At 48.3% G+C, this 20,136-nt stretch carries 17 protein-coding genes; 2 read left to right on the top strand and 15 right to left on the bottom strand.

From position 1 onward, the window contains the following. Positions 1-71: 71 nt before the first annotated feature. The 4 genes from CHI14_RS02175 to CHI14_RS02160 are packed head-to-tail and all read right to left on the bottom strand — an operon-like array spanning position 72 to position 6,073. Positions 72-1,661: a glycoside hydrolase family 43 protein gene (locus CHI14_RS02175; RefSeq protein WP_095286793.1), complete on the bottom strand. Its 1,590-nt coding sequence runs from the start codon at positions 1,659-1,661 to the stop codon at positions 72-74. 58 nt (positions 1,662-1,719) lie between these two features. Then, positions 1,720-3,693 (bottom strand): YjhG/YagF family D-xylonate dehydratase, encoded by a 1,974-nt coding sequence (locus tag CHI14_RS02170; RefSeq protein WP_095286792.1) that lies wholly within the window; start codon positions 3,691-3,693, stop codon positions 1,720-1,722. A gap of 16 nt (positions 3,694-3,709) precedes the next feature. Beyond that, positions 3,710-5,176, bottom strand: a complete 1,467-nt coding sequence (gene gucD, locus CHI14_RS02165) for an alpha-ketoglutaric semialdehyde dehydrogenase GucD (RefSeq protein WP_095286791.1) — start codon at positions 5,174-5,176, stop codon at positions 3,710-3,712. A gap of 21 nt (positions 5,177-5,197) precedes the next feature. Then, positions 5,198-6,073, bottom strand: a complete 876-nt coding sequence (locus tag CHI14_RS02160; RefSeq protein WP_095286790.1) for a fumarylacetoacetate hydrolase family protein — start codon at positions 6,071-6,073, stop codon at positions 5,198-5,200. A 169-nt stretch (positions 6,074-6,242) separates the two neighbouring features. Here CHI14_RS02160 and CHI14_RS02155 point away from each other — a divergent pair, with 169 nt between their 5' ends. Beyond that, complete coding sequence (locus CHI14_RS02155) at positions 6,243-7,157, top strand: helix-turn-helix domain-containing protein (protein WP_095286789.1); 915 nt, start codon at positions 6,243-6,245, stop codon at positions 7,155-7,157. An 87-nt stretch (positions 7,158-7,244) separates the two neighbouring features. Here the strand turns inward: CHI14_RS02155 and CHI14_RS02150 are convergent, their stop codons facing one another. After that, complete coding sequence (locus CHI14_RS02150) at positions 7,245-8,666, bottom strand: family 43 glycosylhydrolase (protein ID WP_095286788.1); 1,422 nt, start codon at positions 8,664-8,666, stop codon at positions 7,245-7,247. A 109-nt stretch (positions 8,667-8,775) separates the two neighbouring features. Here CHI14_RS02150 and CHI14_RS02145 point away from each other — a divergent pair, with 109 nt between their 5' ends. Continuing rightward, positions 8,776-9,660, top strand: coding sequence for a helix-turn-helix transcriptional regulator (locus CHI14_RS02145; protein ID WP_095286787.1), 885 nt, complete (start codon positions 8,776-8,778; stop codon positions 9,658-9,660). On the opposite strand, the gene CHI14_RS02140 is transcribed toward CHI14_RS02145, so the two are convergent. The 10 genes from CHI14_RS02140 to CHI14_RS02095 all read right to left on the bottom strand — a co-directional run bounded on the left by CHI14_RS02140 (position 9,571) and on the right by CHI14_RS02095 (position 20,023). After that, positions 9,571-10,428: a carbohydrate ABC transporter permease gene (locus CHI14_RS02140; RefSeq protein ID WP_095286786.1), complete on the bottom strand. Its 858-nt coding sequence runs from the start codon at positions 10,426-10,428 to the stop codon at positions 9,571-9,573. The genes CHI14_RS02145 and CHI14_RS02140 overlap by 90 nt on opposite strands. An 18-nt stretch (positions 10,429-10,446) precedes the next feature. Further along, the gene (locus CHI14_RS02135) at positions 10,447-11,205 is read right to left on the bottom strand and encodes a carbohydrate ABC transporter permease (RefSeq protein WP_249280969.1); all 759 of its coding nucleotides are present in this window, start codon (positions 11,203-11,205) and stop codon (positions 10,447-10,449) included. A gap of 231 nt (positions 11,206-11,436) precedes the next feature. Further along, complete coding sequence (locus CHI14_RS02130) at positions 11,437-12,738, bottom strand: ABC transporter substrate-binding protein (RefSeq protein ID WP_095286784.1); 1,302 nt, start codon at positions 12,736-12,738, stop codon at positions 11,437-11,439. Between the two features lie 418 nt (positions 12,739-13,156). Then, on the bottom strand, positions 13,157-13,561 hold the full coding sequence (locus tag CHI14_RS02125) for a PucR family transcriptional regulator (protein ID WP_095286783.1): 405 nt from the start codon (positions 13,559-13,561) through the stop codon (positions 13,157-13,159). A gap of 57 nt (positions 13,562-13,618) precedes the next feature. After that, complete coding sequence (allB, locus tag CHI14_RS02120; protein ID WP_170947989.1) at positions 13,619-15,010, bottom strand: allantoinase AllB; 1,392 nt, start codon at positions 15,008-15,010, stop codon at positions 13,619-13,621. Between the two features lie 56 nt (positions 15,011-15,066). Then, a complete protein-coding gene (locus tag CHI14_RS02115) occupies positions 15,067-16,122 on the bottom strand; it encodes a DUF6282 family protein (RefSeq protein WP_095286781.1) in 1,056 nt (351 codons plus the stop codon). A gap of 34 nt (positions 16,123-16,156) precedes the next feature. Then, complete coding sequence (locus CHI14_RS02110) at positions 16,157-17,026, bottom strand: carbohydrate ABC transporter permease (protein ID WP_095286780.1); 870 nt, start codon at positions 17,024-17,026, stop codon at positions 16,157-16,159. A 2-nt stretch (positions 17,027-17,028) separates the two neighbouring features. Beyond that, positions 17,029-17,925: a carbohydrate ABC transporter permease gene (locus CHI14_RS02105; protein WP_095286779.1), complete on the bottom strand. Its 897-nt coding sequence runs from the start codon at positions 17,923-17,925 to the stop codon at positions 17,029-17,031. A 23-nt stretch (positions 17,926-17,948) separates the two neighbouring features. Beyond that, on the bottom strand, positions 17,949-19,286 hold the full coding sequence (locus tag CHI14_RS02100; RefSeq protein ID WP_170947988.1) for an extracellular solute-binding protein: 1,338 nt from the start codon (positions 19,284-19,286) through the stop codon (positions 17,949-17,951). Positions 19,287-19,360: 74 nt separating this feature from the next. Next, on the bottom strand, positions 19,361-20,023 hold the full coding sequence (locus CHI14_RS02095) for a GntR family transcriptional regulator (protein WP_170947987.1): 663 nt from the start codon (positions 20,021-20,023) through the stop codon (positions 19,361-19,363). Positions 20,024-20,136 lie beyond the last annotated feature (113 nt).

Raw genomic sequence — 20,136 nt, 5'->3', positions numbered from 1 at the left:
CTTTACAACCTCAAGGTTGGTTCTTCAACTGTTTACAAAAAGGGTCTTAATTCAGCATTGAATCGGTCCTTTTATGTCGTTTCGTTGTTTGTTTTCTTATACGAAAAGTAATCAAAATCAGCGTGCTTACGGGTACCTCCAAGATCCTGCACACAGAGACCAATGTATGTTCCCGTAAACCGGATGTATTCCGGAGATTCATCGGACAGATGTGTGACATCCAGCCATCCACCTGCAGGATGCCAGGATGGGTCATCATCGCATGCATAGTAAAAGCAGGCACGGTCATACTCATACACAACCCTTAACCGAATCCGATCCACTGAGTTTAATGGAATATCCTCCAACAGTTCGTCGTATATTCCGTATCTTGACTGAAGAATTCCCAAGCATATTCCCTTCTCTTCATGATAGGTTACCCGTAAATAGAGATAGTCTTTGGTATCGTAGTACAGAATTAGTCCAGCCATTTGTTGTGGATGGTCCGGGGCAAATTCCAGGCAAGTTTCAGCTTCACACCTGAAATCCTGAAGCCTCCGGGCGACCATGCTTTGTCTGTGTGTCGAGCTCATGGACTCCATCCCGCGCAAGCGCAAGTAACCTGGACGTTCCGTCAGGCTGAGCCAAGATGTATCGGGTGGGATACGAAGGGTATTCCAATCGTTCCGGAGCTCTGATTGATCGAAATGGTCCATTTCCGGTGCCGATTCAAATGGAACGGACGAGATTTTCGGTGCAGGCACCGAAACCTCCGGATGCCGACCACCATTTGAAAGCTTCAGCCAGCCTTCATCGCTCCACGTACACGGTTGAAGAGCTGTCTCACGTCCAAGGATGCAAAATTTCTCATGAACTGGCCTTCCGACCAGATGAGCCATATACCATTCACCCGTGTGAGTTTCGACAAGACTGCCATGACCAGCCTTTTGCAGAGTCAATTCCGGCCTGCCATATGAAGTAAGAATTGGATTCGCCGGATCAACTTCATAAGGACCTTGCAGGGAACGAGAGCGAGCAACCGTAACGGCATGTTCATAACCCGTACCGCCTTCAGCCGTAATCAAGTAATAATAGCCTTTGTATTTATATAGATGAGGCGCTTCTGTCAGCCCCAGTTCTGTTCCCTTAAAAATGTTAATGGCAGGCCCGATCAACTTTTGGTCCTGAACAGAGTATTCCTGCAGCACGATGCCTGCAAACCGATTTTTGTCCTTCCGGTGATCCCAGATCATGTTGACCAACCACTTGCGACCATCTTCATCGTGAAACAAGGAAGGATCGAAGCCGCTGCTGTTCAGAAAAACCGGTTCGGACCATGGGCCTTCGATATCTGTTGCGGTCACAAGGTAATTGTGAGTATCTTTAAAGGCCCCTACACGGCTTTTGACATCTGTGTAGATCAGGTAAAATACGCCGTTGTCAAAGCTAAGGCATGGCGCCCATACCCCTCCGGAATTAATGTTTCCTTCCATGTTCAACTGAGTGCTACGGGTCAGCGGAGAAGTTATCGGCCGCCAATGAATCAGGTCCCGGGAATGGTGAATTCGTACACCCGGGAACCATTCGAAGGTGGACGTGGCGATATAATAATCTTCCCCCGCCCTGCATATGGACGGATCGGGATGGAAACCGGGAAGAATGGGGTTGGTAATCATATTCATTATAGAAGCAACCTCCGGTATTAAAATAATGGCAGATACAACAAATGATAAAAATGCATCACCATGCCAGCGCTTTTTTGCCGGCTTCCAGAGCAGTTATGATCCGGTCTACATCATATATATTTCCTCTCCATGTTCCGCCGCTGACAGCTTGCAGCGCAGCCCAAAGCCTGGTATCATCCGGCAAATTTTCATCAGGACGCATATCTGGATGAAAAGTCCTTTGAGCCAGAATGAAAGCTCCTTCTTCTGGCGAAAACTCCGTATCTCCTTCTCCAATGAAGTTCACGCTGCCCTCCAGCTTGCCCCGATCCACAACGATGTCAATCAAGTCGCCGTTCCGGAGTTTGCCTATGGGCCCTCCTGCCAGCGCTTCGGGCCCAACATGGCCAATACATGCTCCGGTTGAAACTCCCGAGAAGCGGGCATCGGTGATGAGCGATACATATTTCCCAAAAGACAAATGCTTGAGCGCAGACGTAAGCTGATACGTTTCCTCCATCCCGGTTCCTGAAGGTCCACGACCGAGCAGTACGACAACGTCGCCAGCCAGAACCCCGCCAGTCTTAATGGCACGGATCGCCTCACGTTCAGTTGTAAACACCTTTGCCCGGCCACGATGCCGATACACACCATGTTCATCCAGCACATCAGGATCAATGGATGTGGATTTGATGACAGAGCCTTCTGGCGCGATATTCCCGGTGGGAAAGGTCACGGTCGAAGAAATCCCAAGACCCTGCGAGTGTTCTAAGCTCATGATCACACTGTCCGGATCAATCCCGTCCTTCTCTTTCAATTGCTTGCGTATGAGATGACGACGTTCCGACGTTTCCCACCAATCCAGCACTTCACCCAGTGACGCACCTGTTACGGTAAGTACAGATTCATCCAGCAGGCCAAGCTGTCTAAGGTGAAGCATAACCTCAGGAACACCTCCGGCCTGAAAAACCCGTATGGTCGGATGGAAGATCGGTCCGTTCGGCAGAGCACTAACCAGTCTTGGGACGTTCTTGTTCACCTGTATCCAGTCCTGTACCGTTGGCACAGTTAAACCCGCTGCATGAGCAGCAGCCGGGATGTGAAGAAGCAGGTTGGTAGATCCGCCGAACGCGGCATGAACGACCATGGCATTGCGAATGGACGCATCTGTAACAATGTCCGCCATCTTGATCCCTCGGGATTCCATGTTGATCAGTGCACGCGAAGATTGGCGCGCCATCTCGAACCAGATGGGCTGCCCTGAAGGTGCAAGAGCGGCATGCGGCACCGTCATGCCCATTGCCTCTGCTACCACCTGGGCGGTTGCCGCGGTCCCTAGAAACTGACAGCCGCCGCCCGGTGTAGCGCAGGCCCGACACCCTAGCTCCGATGCCATTTCAAGAGAGAGCTCTCCATTCGCGTACCTTGCACCAATGGTTTGGATTTTACCTGCATCCTCCCCATCAGTAGGCGGAAGCGTTACGCCGCCGGGAACAATAACTCCTGGCAGCTGCGGCATACCTGCAAGTGCAAGCATCATGGCGGGCAATCCCTTATCACAGGTTGCAACGCCGAGCACGCCTTTTCGCGTGGGCAGGGATCGAATCAATCTGCGGAATACCATCGCGGCATCGTTCCGGTACGGCAGTGAGTCGAACATGCCGGTTGTTCCTTGAGACCTGCCGTCGCAAGGGTCGCTGACATAGCCAGCAAACGGGATTCCTCCGTGGCTTGATATTTCTTCTGCGGCAGCTTTCATCAGCAAGCCGACTTCCCAGTGCCCCGTATGGTAGCCAAGAGCTGCGGGACTGCCATCTTCATTGCGGATACCGCCCTGCGTACTTAAGATTAGGAACTGTTTTCCATTCAATTCTCCAGGCTTCCAGCCCATTCCGACATTTTGGGACATGCCGAACAAGTCGCCGCTTGGAGCATTCCGCAGCAAATCATCGGTTAAAGGCAGACGTCCTGTTGCCCCTGGAGCATGCGCTATAATATCATAGCTGCTTGACTCCTTCTCCCCCATAATCGACATTATCTGTTCGTACATGGTAGCCTCCCACCGTTTATGACTTCACAAAGACTGTTTTGATCGCCGTAAAAAACTCGATGGCTGCTTGCCCCTGTTCTCTGGAATGCGAGCTTGACATCTTCATTCCACCGAACGGTGCCTGCAGTTCTACGCCGGCAGTTTCCGCATTAATTCTTACGAGTCCGGCATCCATATCCCGGATGAAGGACAGCATGGCCCCGACGTTTTGTGTATAGATTGAAGCACTCAAACCATAATCGCTGTCATTGGCCGACGCGATGGCCTCTTCCAAGGAATCCACCGGAATCAAGGCCAGGACCGGGCCGAATATTTCTTCCCGGGCAATGGTCATGTGCGATTCGATACCTTCAAATACCGTCGGCTGTACATAAAATCCTTCTGCGAGCTCAGGATTGTCCGGTCTTTTTCCTCCAGCGAGCAGTACGGCACCTTCATCCTGTCCTTTTTGAATGTAACTAAGCACGGTGCTCAGCTGGCCTTCACTCGCACATGGACCCATCCAGCTTCCGGAAGACATTCCGTCACCCAGACGGATTTCCTGGATTTGTGACAGGAGTTTTTCTTTAAAGGCATCATATACTTTTCGTTCAATAATGACCTTGCTGGTCGCCGTACATTTTTGGCCAGTTGATTTCAAGCCGCCGCTGATGGTGGCCTCAACAGCCAAATCCAAATCAGCGTCTGCCGCGATGATAATCGGGTTTTTGCCACCCATTTCAAGCTGGTACTTGGCTCCACGAGCAAGTGCTGCGGCGCCGACCCGCTTCCCGACTTCGTTGGAGCCTGTGAACGTTATTCCGTTTACATCGGGGTGCTCAGCAAGTGCGGAGCCAATTACCGAGCCTTTTCCGCTCACGAGATTGAGAACACCAGCCGGGATACCTGCTTCCTCAAAGCATTCCAAAACCTTGGCTGCCGTAACCGCCGTTTCCTGAGCTGGTTTCAATACAACGGTGTTGCCATAGATCAAAGCCGGTGCCGTTTTCCAGATGGGAATAGCCACAGGGAAGTTCCAAGGTGCAATTACACCTACTACGCCAAGCGGTACACGGGTCGTGAACATTAGTGCCTCCCTATCCGTTGAGGGAATCACATCACCCGTTTTCCGCATGCCTTCCCCTGCGTAATATCTCAAAATGGCGACGCCGCGCATCGTTTCTCCCTTGGCTTCCGGGAATGTCTTTCCCATTTCTCTGGTCATGGCTTCCGCCACCTCGTCGGCCCGGCGCTCCAACACATTAGCAGCTTGAAAAAGATAATTCCCCCGTTCCGCACCCGTTAAGTTCCGCCAGGTCTTCGAAGCTTCTTTTGCCGCTGCGACTGCATTGTTCAGGTCCTCTACACCCGAGGCTGGCACATAACCCACGATTTCTTTTCGATTCGCCGGATTAATGCTCGGTTCCGTCATTCCGGACGTTGGTTTTACCCATTCCCCGTTAATAAAATTGTTATAGGTCTGCTCTAACTGAAATGCGCTCATCGCATCCATCCTCCTTCTAAACTAGTTTGAAATGACAGGATTGATCAGTGTCCCGATATCACTTACGGATATTTCAATGCGGTCTCCTGGTTCAAGGGTGAAATCATTCGGAGGCACGATGCTAGTGCCTGTCAAAAGTACCGTACCGTCATACAAATCGTTATCCCTTGCCAAAAAGGAAACCAGTTCATCCAGCTTGCGGTTTAATTCACTCGTACTCGCTTCACTTTTAACAACCATTGATTCATTCCGATAGATCTGGCAGACAATGCTGAATTCATAGGGATTCTTCACCGTTTCCGCTAGTCGAATAGCTGGACCTATGGAGCAGGAATTGCGCCATATTTTGGCTTGTGGCAGATACAACGGGTTTTCCCCCTCGATATCGCGGCAGCTCATGTCATTTCCGGCGATGTATCCCACAATGCTGCCATCTGCGGCAAGCACCAATCCCAGCTCAGGCTCGGGGATCTGCCAAGTAGAATCGCTGCGCAGCGTGACAGCCTCATTCGGCCCGACAGTCCGGGCTGCAGTGGATTTAAAGAAGATCTCCGGTCTCTCTGCGTCATAGACCTTATCGTAGAAGGTTTCCGCATCCAACTTTCCATCCGTAGCTTCATAATTCCGCGCTTCCCGGCTCCGCTGATATGTCACACCTGCTGCCCACACTTCCGGTGCATCCACTGGTGTGATCAGGTGCAGAGAAGTCCAATCATCGGTCAGCTTGTTTACCGGTTTAAGAGCGCTTTCAATCCATTGAACCGGAGTAACACCCTTCTCCCTCGCCTGATAGATTAAAGTCATAAAATCTGCTTGCGGCAAACGATACGCTTGTTCATCATCCGTAACGGCTGCCAACCACTTCTGTTGTCCATCCAAAAATCGAATAATTCTCATTCCAGCTTGCCCCCTATCTCCCTACCGGGTTGATAACATTACCATAGCACCAGCGATGTTTCATGACGATGTACTTATCACTCCGACGACTTACCCTTTTCACGCATTATTTTTCTGTTAAACTATATCTATTCGTATTTGGAAAACAGAGCGTTAGAAGGAGGTAGCTGTGACCAAACTTTCAGAAGCCGTATATTTAGGCCGTCTGCCCGATGTTCGCATGTCTTTTCAATTGTTGGGACTGCATGCAAGACAAGTCGATTCCAACTGGACGTATCCGTCTCATGAGCATTCCATGTATGAAATTCACTGGATGTTGGACGGCGAGATGAACATGGTGGTCAACGGTCAGTCGTACAGTCAATCCATTGGAGACCTTCTGTTTATCCGTCCGGGTATGACTCACTCCTGCACAGATGCCGGACCGCAGGGTTTCACATACTTTTCCGTTCATTTCAGCGTACACGATACCTCCTTCTGTAGAGAACTCAACCGCTGCAAGGACATTTATTATCCAGCAGATTCGAGCCTCGCTTCAGGACTGTCCTCTTCACTCTGTACGTTGTACGATCTGGCCACAGAACACTTATCCATGCCGTTGTCTTCTTCCAAACAGATGAAAGTCCATGCCGCCGTATTCGAACTTCTCGGCTCACTGGTTGGCCAGTTATCTCAGAACGCATCCGTTACCTTATCGAGAAAAGAAACCATCGCCCGCCAAATTGCCGAGCACATTGAGGACTCCGTAAGATATATCCATCTTCATGGTGACGTTCGGGAGAGCGAACGGACCTGGATCCAGGACATCGCGAAGTCGCTGAACATTAGCCCTTCACAGATCAACCGGATCTTTCGGGAGGTATATGGTACAGCCCCGCGCAAGTTTTTATCAGAAACCCTTCTGAACGAAGCCCAGCGGCTGTTAAAACAAACAGACCTGAACATTGACCATATTGCGATGATGCTTGGATACAAGACCAATGCGCATTTCAGCCGTCAGTTCAAGCGATGGACAGGCATCACGCCAAGCGAATTCCGCATCCATTCCCAGCGAACTGCTAGAGCGGAGCATCTCGGTGATTGAAGAACCTTTCCACATGAAATAAGCATCTGCCGGGTTACCGGCAGCTGCTTCGCTGTGTCTTAGCGGTGTTTCAATCTGTGTTAGCCGTTATGCTAATGTAAAAGAAGCCAGGCTCGCGCCTCCTGCTCCCCTGTAAGTCAAATACAAAGCCTGCCTGCCGTCTGGAACGGTAATGTCAGCCGTATATTTTTTCCAGTCATTTGTGAAATGTACCGGGATCGTTCCCAGTACAGGACCGTCCCATGAGGTTTTAATCTCAAATTCTCCATTGCAATATCCCCGGACCTTCACCGTGACCTGGCGAATCCCATCACAATTGAAATATTTAAAACCTGCTGTGGCTGAATCCACCATATTCGAAATATATCCGACCTCTTCATCACCGTCTCGCCCATCCTGGGTAATCTTCGGAAAGCGGCTGTCCAGCCAAGCGCCCCCTCCAAAACCACCGGTATACATTTGATCATCTTTTGCAAAAAGATTACATGCAAGGTATGCGGGATATTCCCCTTTTCCTTCAAGAGGGCCCCCATTCACGCCGCAGGAAGTCATTTCGACCTGAGCTATCATTCCATGCTCGTCAAAAGAGATACGTTCAATGCAGCCCTGACGGTTAAATGCGTCCCCATTGGTATGGCGGTGATAGAAAATGTACCAGTCTCCATAGATCTCAACGATGCTGCCGTGATTGTTCCCGCCATAATACATCGGCTTGTCAGCTGGTTTATAGGAGTCAATATGTAGATCGCAATTGCTTATGATTACACCCTGATATTCAAACCCTTTGTTAGGAGATTTACTGGTCGCATAACATAATTCATGCATGACAATGGAGGAGTAAACCAAGTAGTAGGTATCCCCTCTTTTCCGGATGGAAGGGGCCTCGAAAAATTCATGTCCTTCGAATCCGCTGCCTTCGCTGTATGGCTGACTCGGCGCTATGAATACGGGCTCATCCACAATCGTCAGCATGTCGGGACCAAGTACCATTGCCATCGCACCGTGTCTCGATCGGTCTCCGGGCGCACAGAATCCGGTATATAGATACGTACGCTCTCCTTCGGTCAGCACGCCTGGATCGAATTGGGGCTCGTCCCCTTCTCTTTCCCCCAGACGAGTGCCATCCGCATATTTCACGTATCCGTAGAATTCAAATTTGCCTGCAGGTGTATCACATACAGCCACAGAAACAACCGGCACTTTATCCAGCACATAATAAAGATAATATCGTCCGTCAGGACCAACCGTAACGTCTGGGGCGTAGAGGCACATACTGCCGTCCGGATTAAGCGGATCATCTGCCTTTTGGTAGATTACCCCTTCATTGCGCCAATTCCCGAGGTCGTCCACAGGCGCCGACCAACATACGTAGTCGTTTAGACAAAAGACATGTCCGTTAAACCGGTCATGCGAACCGTACACATAAACTCTATCCTCAAATACATAAGGCTCACTATCAGGGACGTACTCCCAGGATGGAAGATATGGATTTAACCCCTGTTTTTTCATAAAAGCTACACTCCTCATCAAAGTAATTAAGCAATATGAATCGAAAATGAATTCGGTATAATAGAAAAATAGTCCGTCTGACAAACTTACATGATATAGGTGAAAATCAATGACAAATATATTTTACGTTGAATATGACGCAGCACATCATAGCAATTTTGTTTTTGATATTCCCCAAGGACATCCCTGCTGGCTTTTGGTCATTACGCAGACTCCCGCTCAGTTCTGGGTAGATGGAAAACTCAAGGAATACCCTCCTCATTGTGCTGTTCTTTTTGAGCCCCATCAAAAAATTTACTACCGAGCTTCCGCAGGAAAATATATTAATGACTGGATCCGCTTTGAAAGCGATGAACCTTACGTAACCGAAACTTCGCTTCCCTATGGCAAGCCTTTTCCTTTGGATGATCCTGAATATTGCCACAAGCTGTTCCAGCTGCTCGTCGTAGAGAATTCATTCAATAAGGACTACAGAGAATCCTCCATTGATTGTCTGCTCCGAACCCTGTTCAACAAGCTGCTGGAGTCTTACTTCCAAGAGGAAATTAGTCCTCAGCACTACAACCTTTTAAAGCTTCGCGCGGCCATCCATAACAATCCAAGCCACCCCTGGACCATATCGGAAATGGCTAAAATTATTAGCATCAGTCCGGGATACCTGCAGTTGATTTACAAAAAATTGTTTGGCCTCTCGTGTATGGATGATGTTATTCACAGCCGGATTCGGTTAGCCAAAGAATATCTCAGGCATGATCAGTATACGGTTGCGGAGATTGCAGACCGGTGCGGTTACCGCAATGTGGAGCATTTTTGCAGACAGTTCAAACAAATGACCGGTTCATCACCCAAGAAATTCCACAAACGTACAAGCAACTTAACTATTGGCCAGCAGATTCCGAAAAGATCATCCTTTGATTCCGGTCATTGTAATCCCCTGAATAAAATACCTCTGTCCGATGAAGAAGAGGATCAGCACAGGAATAACGGTAATTAAAGAAACGGCCATCAGCATCTGTATTTGCGAGGAGCCAAAAGAATTCTGGAAGAACTGCAAACCGATAGCGAGTGTGAAATTCTGATCGCTGTTCAGATAAATTAATGGAGACATGTAATCATTCCAGTGAAAGGTTATCGACATGAGACCGACCGTAATCAAAGCCGGTTTGATAGCGGGCAGCAATATTTTGTAATAAATCTGAAATGCATTGGCACCGTCGATATATGCGGCTTCATCCAAATCTTTCGGAATCGTTTTGAAGAATTGCCGCAGCAGGAAAATGTTAAACGCACCTCCCCCAAAAAAGGACGGAACGATAAGAGGCATCAAGGTATCGAGCCAACCAAGCTTGGTGAACAAGAGGTACGTAGGAACGAGAGTGACCTGACTGGGGAGCATCATGGTAGCAAGCACGACCGTAAATAACAATCCGCTGTATCGAGATTTAAACCGCGCAAAGCCATAGGCTACGAATGAAGCGGAAAGAACCGTTCCAATCGTCGCAAGTCCTGTTACGATTAAGGTATTCCATGTATAACGGGTGAAATCCGCGTATTGCCAGCCCTGAATGAAGTTATCCCAAGTAAACGTTTCCGGGATGATTTTGGGAGGCAGCGTATAGGCTTCCGAAGGGATTTTAAAGGCAGTTGAAAGCATCCATATAAACGGAAAGATAAAAATGACTGCAATGATCGTCAATATCACATAACTCAGGCTGACTTTAATCCGGGCGCTGTTTTTTTTACTTTTGTAATAAGCCTCCATGGTTGCACCTCCCCAATTTTAGTTATCGTAATAAACCCAGTGTCGGGAAGTCCGGTTTACGATTAGCGTGATGATCATAATAACGACGAACAATAACCAGGCCAGAGTTGACGCATAACCCATCTCGTTATATTTAAATCCGCTGTTATAAATATGCATCATGTACGTGTAGGTGGAGTAGCTGGGGCCACCCTCAGTCAGAATGTAAGGCTGCATAAAGATTTGGAAACCACCAATGATCCCCATAACCAGATTAAAATAAAGCGTTGGCGTGATCAGGGGCAGGGTAATCTGCGTAATTTTAACGAAACTGCTCGCTCCATCAATCTCAGCACTCTCATATAAGGCTTCCGGAATATCCTGCAGTCCCGCCAGTGTTATGATGATGGAATTTCCGATCGTCCAGACCCCCATAATAATAATCGCCGGCATGGCCCATTTCGTATCACTTAACCAGTTAGGTCCTGTGATACCGAATAGAGATAGGAAATAGTTAATAAAGCCGAACTGGGCATTAAAAATCCAGCCCCAAAGCAAGGTAACCGCAACCCCTGATGTGATATACGGGATATAGAAGCTGGTTCTGAAAAAACCAACGCCCTTTATTTTTTGATTGAGCAGAAGAGCAATCAGAAACGACATGAGTAAACTGGCCGGAACAGAGACCAACACAAAATATAAGGTGTTTAACAAAGAACGGTAAAAAAGTGGATCCTGTGTAAAGGCCCTGACGATATTATCTAAGCCGACAAATTGGCCTGAGCCGGTCATATCCATATCGGTGAAAACCAAAAAGATAGAATAACCCATTGGATATAAGGTGAATATCAGAAAACCTAAAAGCCATGGCGAGATAAAAAGGAAGAATTGTTTCTCCTCCCTGTTTTTAATGCGGTTGTTTCGCGCCTTCATTCTTTCGCCTCCAAAGCTGCCTCCTATTGAGACCGGATTAGGATAGAAGGGGGAAGATCGCTCCCCCCTCGTTGTAACCGGGTGTTCATTATTCGTTTATTTACTTTGATGAATGGAGTCGAGAGCGGACTGAATTTGGGATGTATAGGCTTTGGCCGCTTCCTCAGCGGATTTCCCTTGAACGGTGACCTGCTGCCAGGTTTGCTCATAGAGGTCCCCCGCCTTTGCAATGGAGCCACCCCACGGGAAAGTTATGGCATCCTGCAACCCTGTTACGAAATCCGCCATGGAGATATCTGTGCCCTCAATTTTCAAGTTGGCAAAAGTGCTGTCCGCCGATTCTTTTGCCGCAGGAAGATTTACCTTACTGTACAGGTCTCCGACCTCTTTATTCAGGGAGACCGTTTTAATATAAGCCCACGCTGCCTCCTTATTTTTGGAATCCTTGTTCATGGCGAAGCCTGTCTGGAATTTAATGTTGACGGTTTTACCGGATGGATCTTTTGGAGGCATCACGATACCCCATTGAAAATTGGAACCGATATTTTTGGCGATCGTTGAAGCTTCAAACACACCTAGCGGATACATCGCAGCTCTGCCTGCAGCGAACATTTGGTCCATAGGCATGCTCTTGGCGGCAGCATCATCTGGCATTGCTTTTGCATTCACCAGGTCACCGAACAGCTGGTACCCCTTCAGCGTATTGGGATCATCCAGAGTCTGTTTACTCCAATCCTCGTTATATGGCATCCCGCCGTATATAAAAGGAGCGAAGCTTTGCAAGATCCAGTGGGACACAATGCCATAGACCCGGTTGGCACCTTCACCCGAGGAGACCTGTTTGGCTGTTGCCGAAAAATCATCCCAAGTCCAGTCATTCGTTGGGTACGGGAGCCCCGCCTTATCAAAAATCTCTTTATTATAAGCAATCATAAAATCCGAAGCGGTTGTTGGCATCCCTTCGCGTTTTCCGTCCGCATCGACATATCCCCCATCAACCCCCTGTGTTAACAAAGCCTCAAGGTCCAGTTGATCCTTCTCAATATAAGGGTTTAAATCTTCGAACCATTTGGATCTCAACCCTTTCCAGTCTGGAGACATCATGATCACATCACCGGCATTTCCAGCAGCCAGAGCTGCATCCAGCTTGACATCAATGTTATCTGCCGGGAGCCAAACTTCATGTACCTTCACTTTTGGATACAATTTTTTGAAAATTTTGGTTGCTTCCTTTCGAGACTGGAGTTCCTCGCCGCCGCCCCACCCAAATACGGTAAGGTCACCGGAAATTTCTCCATTACCCGATGAATTTTCCGCTGCCTGATTACTATTTGCTGAGCAGGCGGTAATCACTGTCACGAATATTCCGATAAGCAGAATGATTGCAAATTTTCTCATAGTTATCCTCCTTTTTATACTTAGGCGAGCGACTGGTGTCGTAACCCGATGAATGAATTTAGATTCTCAAGTGGCAATCGAATAAAAAAGAATTACTAATCTATCCTCATGTAACGCCGAGGCTCTACAACCTTCCAAACCTGAATTTGTCATTACATTGCAAGGTAAAATTACAGTTAGCGCATATTAAAACACCACTCTTTCTGCCTTGTTAGCGTTTCCATCGTTATTTAAAAGTAAGGTTTCTTCGTGCTTGATACAATGACATATCCTTAAGAATTATTGATGAATAATCATATTCTGAATTTGAAATCCAGGGTTTCAATTCAATGAATGCAAAAAAGACGACTCTGATCTCCGCTGTTCAAAACGGTTAGAGTCGTCCTTTTCTATTTCTATTCTTTCACCTTTTATGGAATTATGATGTACGATAACGGCTTCGATAGTCCAGAGTAAGAAGGCCATTGGCAGACGCATCGGCCTTTTCTGCATCAAGCAGGCGGCGGAACAGGAACACCAGGTTTAGCAGCAACAGGTTTTCGGTTTCTTTAAGCGGAATACCGATGAGCCGCTCCAACTTCTCCAGTCGGTAAGCTGCTGTATTACGGTGAATGTACAACCTGGAGGACATTTCATTGATGTGGCCATTACAAATTGCGTACGTTTCCAGTGTCTGTAGAAGCTCAGGGTCATAGCCTTCTACTGTAAGCAGGCTGCCAATATAGCGGTCGACATATTGTTGCATTTGCTCTCGCGGAATGTCTTGAACCAATCGGAGAAGATCTTCCTGAACGGCAGACAATCTACCAGCTTTTGCGGTCATTGCTTTCCCTCCTTGAAATGGGACTTACTCTTTTCAAGATCAAGCATGACTAGCTACTTATTTCACCGCTCCCGGGCAAACGATACTGAATTCCCTGCCGGTACCTTGGTAAGGAAATGGCGATGCTTCACTATACGTCATCCGGCCTCGCAGCAGTGTCATCTTAACTTTACAGCCAAAGCTGCGGCCAATGTAAGGGGAATGACGATGCTTCTGATAGAGGTCTGATGCTTCAAGTGTGTAGGGAGCATTTAGGTCAACCAGGGCCAGGTCGGCATCGCAGTTCACTGCAATGCGTCCCTTAACGGGATCCAGTCCGAATCGTTCGGCTGGGGCACCAGACAACAATCGCGCTAGCAGTGGAAGGGGAACCCCCCTTTTCAGATATCCTTCATCCAGCATCAACTCCAACGTGCTCTGTACACCGGCAATGCCGCCCCACGTTTCAAACATATCATTCCCTGTCTTCATGCCGGCTGGGCAGGGTGAATGATCCGAAGATACAAAGTCGAACCAGCCTCCCTGTAACTTGTCCCACAGCTTCCCCTGTTCTTCCGCATCACGCAGTGGAGGTGCACATTTCGCTACAGCACCCATGACTGCAAAATCATTGTCAGTCAGACATAGATAGTGCGGACAAGTCTCCAGGGTTACATCGACTCCCGCCAGCCGGGCTTGACGGATTCGTTTGGCAGCCGATTCACTGCTAATGTGGACAAAATGCAATCGGCATCCGCTCTCGGCTGCATAACGCAGCGCTTTTTCCACTGCTTCCACCTCTGCCTCTATCGGACGTGAAGCTGTATAGCTCGCCGGGTCGAAGCGCCCTAAGCTGCGGGCTTCACGAGTGAGTCTTGCAATGGTAGGCTCATGTTCAGCATGGAGAGCCAGCAGCTTGCCTGTCTCTGCAATCATCCGCATCCCTTCTCTGAGGGTTTCGTCGTCTGATCGACGAAACCCATCCTTGTCCTTATCTCCCGGAGAAGACATGAAGGCTTTGAAACCGATGACTCCGGCGTCAGCCAACAGCGGCAGCTCTTGAAGATAACCGGGCATAAGTCCACCCCAAAATCCATAGTCCGCATACGTTTTACCTGCCGCGCGGTCTCTTTTTTGCTGCAGTGCACGAACTGTAATTGTAGGAGGAACAGCATTGAGCGGCATATCCAGAAAGCACGTTCCTCCTCCGGCAGCCAGAGCAGCGGAACCCGTCTGGAATCCTTCCCAGGATTCCAGACCCGGCTCATTAAAATGTACATGAGTGTCGATAACACCAGGCATCACGGTCAATCCATGTGCATTAATGATTTGGGCCCCCAAAGGATCAATGTTATCTGCGATTTCAGCAATCAATCCATTCCTAATACCGATATCCTTTCGCTCAACGTCTGCTTCCGTAACGATCGTTCCGCCTGTAATGACTAGATCATACGATGTTGCGGATTTCATGCTCCGCTCCTCCTTATCCATACGTAAGGTTGTAACAGCATATCAGCAGCAATCTTCTATGTGTTCATGCCGATAAGTCTTGCCGGATTTGTCGCTACCATCCGGTAAATATCATCCGGAGAGAATTGATAATCGAGCATGCTGGCAATCATTGTTCTCATCCCTTGCACAGGCGTTGAGGCCGCACGGATCCCATAGTCCGTACCAAGAACGAACTGATCGATTCCCACTTCACGAATGGTATTCATCCATTTCGTCGCATTCGAGAATCTGCCAAGCTCAGCTCCCATATCCATATATTCTCGTTCTACATAGTAGTGGGTCCGGGGGACGTCAGGGTACAGCCAATCCACAAGACATGCCTCTAGAAAAGCACCCCTAGCGGCAGCCGATTTTTGCTCTTCGATTGTCATTTGTCCGCGGACGGGATGAGCGATTAACACCTTCGCTATGCCGTATTGTTCTGCAAGGTCCAACAGACGGAGCGCTTCCGGCACAGATACATGACCCGTATTCAGATAGACCTCCGGATGTTCTGCCACCATGCTCAAGATCTCATCCAGTGCTTCTGGAACAGGACCTTCAAGCGGTATTGACGTCGCCACAGACAGCTCTTTCTCCACAAATTTCGGATAGGCATCCTTAAACGGAACAAGCTTCCCGTCGATCAATGTGGACTCGCGCTCAGCTGAATGACGTGTACAATGTGAACCGAAGCTTATAAAACGGCAGCCCTCTTCCATATGCAGTGCGGTTTTTACGGAACGCGGATTCATACCGGCATGGCAGGAATTCATCAAATAACCCCCATACGTGTGAATGCCCGGCACATGACGGTTCACTACCCAGGCCATCCCTGAAGCCCAGCCGAATACATCATAGTACACAATACTCCTCATGCCTGCAGCTGCGGCTTCTTGCGCTACCTGAATCGGGTCCAGATGCCCAGGATTAGAGTTCAATACTGGACCTGCATGTACATGGCTATCGATGGCACCAATCAGAAGCTCATCTGGCAGTTCCGTTGACCTCCGATAAAAGGATTCATTCCATTTCGTACGGTCTGGAGTCCGTTTCTGTGGTTGTTCTTGATTGGAATCAAAAGTAAGCATAGTAATCCCTCCGTGAACGATGAATTTTTAGCGATTATCCCTTTATGGCTCCCGCCATAACGCCGGCAATAATCCGTGAATTGAATACAAAATAAATAATCGTGACAGGCAGCATCGACAATATCATTCCGGCCATTAACTGTGGATAATTGGTGCTGTGCTGGGACTTAAAGTAGGACATCCCGAGTGGAACCGTGCGCAGCGACTCATCATTAAGCAGTACGAGAGCAAATGAAAATTCATTCCAACAGGAGAAAAATTGTAGAATTGCGACCGTTGTCAGTACAGGTACGGCTATCGGCAGGATAATACGGTACATGGTTCCACTGAAGCTAAGGCCGTCGATTGCTGCTGCTTCCTCCATTTCTCTTGGAATGCCCATCACGTAGCTAATGACTAGCATAATTGGTAAAGACAAGTTAAAGGCAATATAAGGGATGATGAGCGTATACCATTGATCTGCCAGCCCCCAATTTTTAAACAGCAGGTAGATGGGAACAAGTAGAGCGTGAATGGGTACCAGCATACCGAAAAGGTAATAAAAGATCATCGCTCTCTTTCCCTTGAAGTCCAGCCGGGCCGTAATATAGCCTGTTACATATGCAATTGCCGTAATGCCAATGACGGACAGGAAGGTGACCCTCGCACTGTTCCACGATAGCTGCAGCATATTCGTCAGCTTAATCGCTTCCCAATAATTACTAAACTGCGGTGCACTTGGCAGACTAAGAATATTGTTGGCGAATTCTGCTTGTGTTTTCAATGATGAATAACCGATCCAGAGCAGCGGTATGATACAGCTCGCGGTAAAGAGCAGTAATAAGGCATTCACTGCCAGCTTGGCTGGATTGGGAAGGAACCGACGGGGACTGCGCTGCGATTGTAGTTCCAGTTGTAACTCCATTTTTACGCACCTCCCTTGGAGTGATTGCGGCGCTGTAGTAAAAGTGTGGAGAGCAGGATCATAAGCATGGTTAGCGTAATGATGGCAATGGCGAGTGCAGAACCGTATCCATACCGGAAACGCAGGAAAGACGTTTCATACGCATATAACGCCATCACTGAGGAAGAGTTACCTGGACCGCCCCCGGTCAGTGCGTAGATATGCTCGAACCCGCGCATATTGTTGGCAATACAGAGCAGTGAAGCAACGATTAGGGTAGGTTTGGCCAAAGGAATGATGATATACCAGGCTTTGCGAACACCTGTCGCTCCATCCAGTTCAGCAACCTCCAGAACTTCCTTATTGATTGACGATAGCCCTGCCAGCATAAGTAGTGTGAAGAACCCAATGTTTTGCCAAGACAGAGGTATGGAGGCCAACAGAACGATTGGGCCTGTCAGATCCAGCCAGGATTGCACCAATGCACCCAGGCCAAGCTTGGTTAGTCCGGCATTGAGTAAACCGTAGTTATAGTTGTAGACCAGCATCCATAGAAAAGCGATAATTACCGGGGCAAGTGTAGAGGGAAAATAGCTCATTGTCCGATGAAACCCTTTTAGTTTTACCATCTTGGACATCAGCAGCAGAGCAAAAACAAAGCCGAACCCTACTTGTCCAATCAAGCCATAAGCCGTCATCAGCACATTGTTCAGAAATGAATGCCAGAACACATCGTCCTGAAGAATTTCCTTGTAGTTTCCCATGCCGATATACGTTTTTTTGGGACCTCCTGTCCAGGAGTAGAAGCTGTCTCGGAGAGCAGCCAGTATGGGAACCAGCACGACAAATGAATAGATAAGAAGACCCGGAAGCAGATATGCCACAAGCACCCAGCCTTTCGGTCGAAGCGCCTTGCCCATGTTCTCACTCCTTCAATAATAAGTTATGGATGATTTAAAAAAGTCTCATAGGCTTGTTGGGTTTCTTCAGCCAGCTGCTCGGGTGTTCTAGAACCAGCCATTACACCTTGTATCCCCGTATTTAGCACTTCTACGATCGAAGCATCAAACCAGAGGTCAAAGATTTTAGTCGCGTCAGCCGCCGCGCTTGCCTCGTAAGCAGCCAGAGCTACCGGATGCAGCTTCCCAGTATCGAAATCTCCGGGATCATAGGCCGGGAATCCTCCGACTTCTGCCATTAGCTTGGCGCTATCCGAACCGGTCATATATTCTAGCATCGTCATGATGGCGTCTAACTTTTCTCCCGCTTCTACCCCAGAGTTAACGCTATAATAGACACCGGCGCCTCCGGAAGAACTGAGTGGATTGCCAAGTCCGTTCTCGACGCCCGGAAAGACGGCAACTCGTGTACTCGCCTTAATCCCTTCTGGTGCATTGTTTACGACATTCATTGCTGACCAGATTCCACTGACAAAGGCAGCCGATCGTCCTTCAAAGTAATAGTTAACCATGGTGTCGTTGTCGACAGAATTCAGATCCTTATTCAGATAACCGGCTTTCGCCAGCTCACTCATGATGCCAATTCCCTGTACGAAACCTTCATCGGTAAATTTAGCACCATCGCCGTTCAAAATGGACTCCGTCCATTCCGGGCCGTTGATCCGATCAGTCAATGCACTGATCCAGCTGGACATGGCGTATCCTTTGGATTTGTCTCCGTATGAGAACAGGTTAATGCCTTTCTCGGCCAGTTTGTCTCCGGCATCCATCAGTTCAGGCCAGCTCGCTGGAAACTGGTCGTAGCCGATGCTTCCAAACAGATCAGCATTATAGTAGATCAGATGCGTAGGCCCTGCTGCAATGGGTATCCCGTAAATTTGACCTTCACGGGTTCCGGCATCCAGTGTTCCAGCACGGTAACCGTCTCGCCATTCAGGGCGCTTGTCCAATTCCTTATCCAAAGGGAGTACGATCTCGTTGTCCACAAAATTGGTCATCCATGAGCCAGGTACGATGAATACATCAGGCATATCATCGGCCGCTGCCAGTGCCTGGGCTTTAATGGAATAGTCCTCGTTCTGAAGCTGCTCCTCTATGATCTCGATATCCGGATAATCTTCCCTGAACCGCTTCAGTCCATCAAGTACTGCGGTATCCTCCGGACTTTTACCGATATTGGATTCCTGATACCTGTGCAGCAGCGATATCGTAATGGTATTTCCGCTTTCAGCTGCTGATTCCTCGTTCTCTCCACTTCCACAAGCACTAAGCACAGACGATGCCACCACCATTAACCCCAGCATGAATGACCGTTTGTTCAAATCTCTCCACTCCTTTGGATGCATTTTCAGGTAATTTAGAATCCAAAATTGGATACAATCCTATCCAAAAAAAATCACTTCTGAAAGATCTCTTTAAAATTCAGGACATTGGGCGCCGTTTCTGTGAAATTTAGTGAACGTTCGATTTGCCAGAGATGCTCTGTCATAATGTGAGCTGCCTGCTCCCCATCTTGCTGCTGAATCGCCGCTAGCAAGTCTACATGATCATGGCAGAAGCTCTGATCCGTCCCATACAAGGCGATGATAACAGAGGTGAGCGAGATCAACTCCTCGAGAAAATGATAGTAGTAATAGTTATCCGATAGTTCTGCCAGCTTAAGGTGTATATCAACCGTGACATCCAATGCGCCAACGATATCGCCTTCATGGCTAGCCTGATGCTCCTCCCGGATCAGCGTCTCGATAGGGAATAACTGCTCCTGCTTCACGGTTGCGCATAATTTTCGGACCATCGAGGTTTCGATAACCCTACGCATTTCAAAAACTTCTCTAGCTTCATCAACACTAGGACAAGAGACAAAAGCTCCCCGATAAGGTATAACCGTGACCAGCTTCTCCATTTCGAGCCTTCTCAGCACGTTTCGGATTGGAGTGCGGCTGACCTCAAAAGCCTCGGCCAGTGCATCCTCCACCAGTTGGGAGTTCGGCAGCAGCTTGTGCTGTGTGATCGCCAGTTTGATGTCCCGGTAGATTTCCCTCTCCTTTCCTTTAGTCATATACGTCATCACTCCATCTCTTCTTAGGGTTACCTACTAAATTAAGAATGAATGAACTCTTAATTGAATATTATGATAGTTTTAGTCCTATTGAACGTCAATATATGTAACCT

It is taken from the genome of Paenibacillus sp. 7516 (assembly GCF_002272715.1).
GTDB classification, from domain to species: domain Bacteria; phylum Bacillota; class Bacilli; order Paenibacillales; family Paenibacillaceae; genus Paenibacillus; species Paenibacillus illinoisensis_A.
This window is presented reverse-complemented; position numbering and strand designations above follow the sequence as displayed.

Excerpts from the sequence above, each read along its gene's own strand:
- CHI14_RS02175 (WP_095286793.1), bottom strand. The coding sequence starts at position 1,661 with ATGAATATGATTACCAACCCCATTCTTCCCGGTTTCCATCCCGATCCG.
- CHI14_RS02170 (WP_095286792.1), bottom strand. The coding sequence starts at position 3,693 with ATGTACGAACAGATAATGTCGATTATGGGGGAGAAGGAGTCAAGCAGC.
- gucD (WP_095286791.1), bottom strand. The coding sequence starts at position 5,176 with ATGAGCGCATTTCAGTTAGAGCAGACCTATAACAATTTTATTAACGGG.
- CHI14_RS02160 (WP_095286790.1), bottom strand. The coding sequence starts at position 6,073 with ATGAGAATTATTCGATTTTTGGATGGACAACAGAAGTGGTTGGCAGCC.
- CHI14_RS02150 (WP_095286788.1), bottom strand. The coding sequence starts at position 8,666 with ATGAAAAAACAGGGGTTAAATCCATATCTTCCATCCTGGGAGTACGTC.
- CHI14_RS02145 (WP_095286787.1), top strand. The coding sequence starts at position 8,776 with ATGACAAATATATTTTACGTTGAATATGACGCAGCACATCATAGCAAT.
- CHI14_RS02140 (WP_095286786.1), bottom strand. The coding sequence starts at position 10,428 with ATGGAGGCTTATTACAAAAGTAAAAAAAACAGCGCCCGGATTAAAGTC.
- CHI14_RS02135 (WP_249280969.1), bottom strand. The coding sequence starts at position 11,205 with ATGGATATGACCGGCTCAGGCCAATTTGTCGGCTTAGATAATATCGTC.
- CHI14_RS02130 (WP_095286784.1), bottom strand. The coding sequence starts at position 12,738 with ATGAGAAAATTTGCAATCATTCTGCTTATCGGAATATTCGTGACAGTG.
- CHI14_RS02125 (WP_095286783.1), bottom strand. The coding sequence starts at position 13,561 with ATGACCGCAAAAGCTGGTAGATTGTCTGCCGTTCAGGAAGATCTTCTC.
- allB (WP_170947989.1), bottom strand. The coding sequence starts at position 15,010 with ATGAAATCCGCAACATCGTATGATCTAGTCATTACAGGCGGAACGATC.
- CHI14_RS02115 (WP_095286781.1), bottom strand. The coding sequence starts at position 16,122 with ATGCTTACTTTTGATTCCAATCAAGAACAACCACAGAAACGGACTCCA.
- CHI14_RS02110 (WP_095286780.1), bottom strand. The coding sequence starts at position 17,026 with ATGGAGTTACAACTGGAACTACAATCGCAGCGCAGTCCCCGTCGGTTC.
- CHI14_RS02105 (WP_095286779.1), bottom strand. The coding sequence starts at position 17,925 with ATGGGCAAGGCGCTTCGACCGAAAGGCTGGGTGCTTGTGGCATATCTG.
- CHI14_RS02095 (WP_170947987.1), bottom strand. The coding sequence starts at position 20,023 with ATGACTAAAGGAAAGGAGAGGGAAATCTACCGGGACATCAAACTGGCG.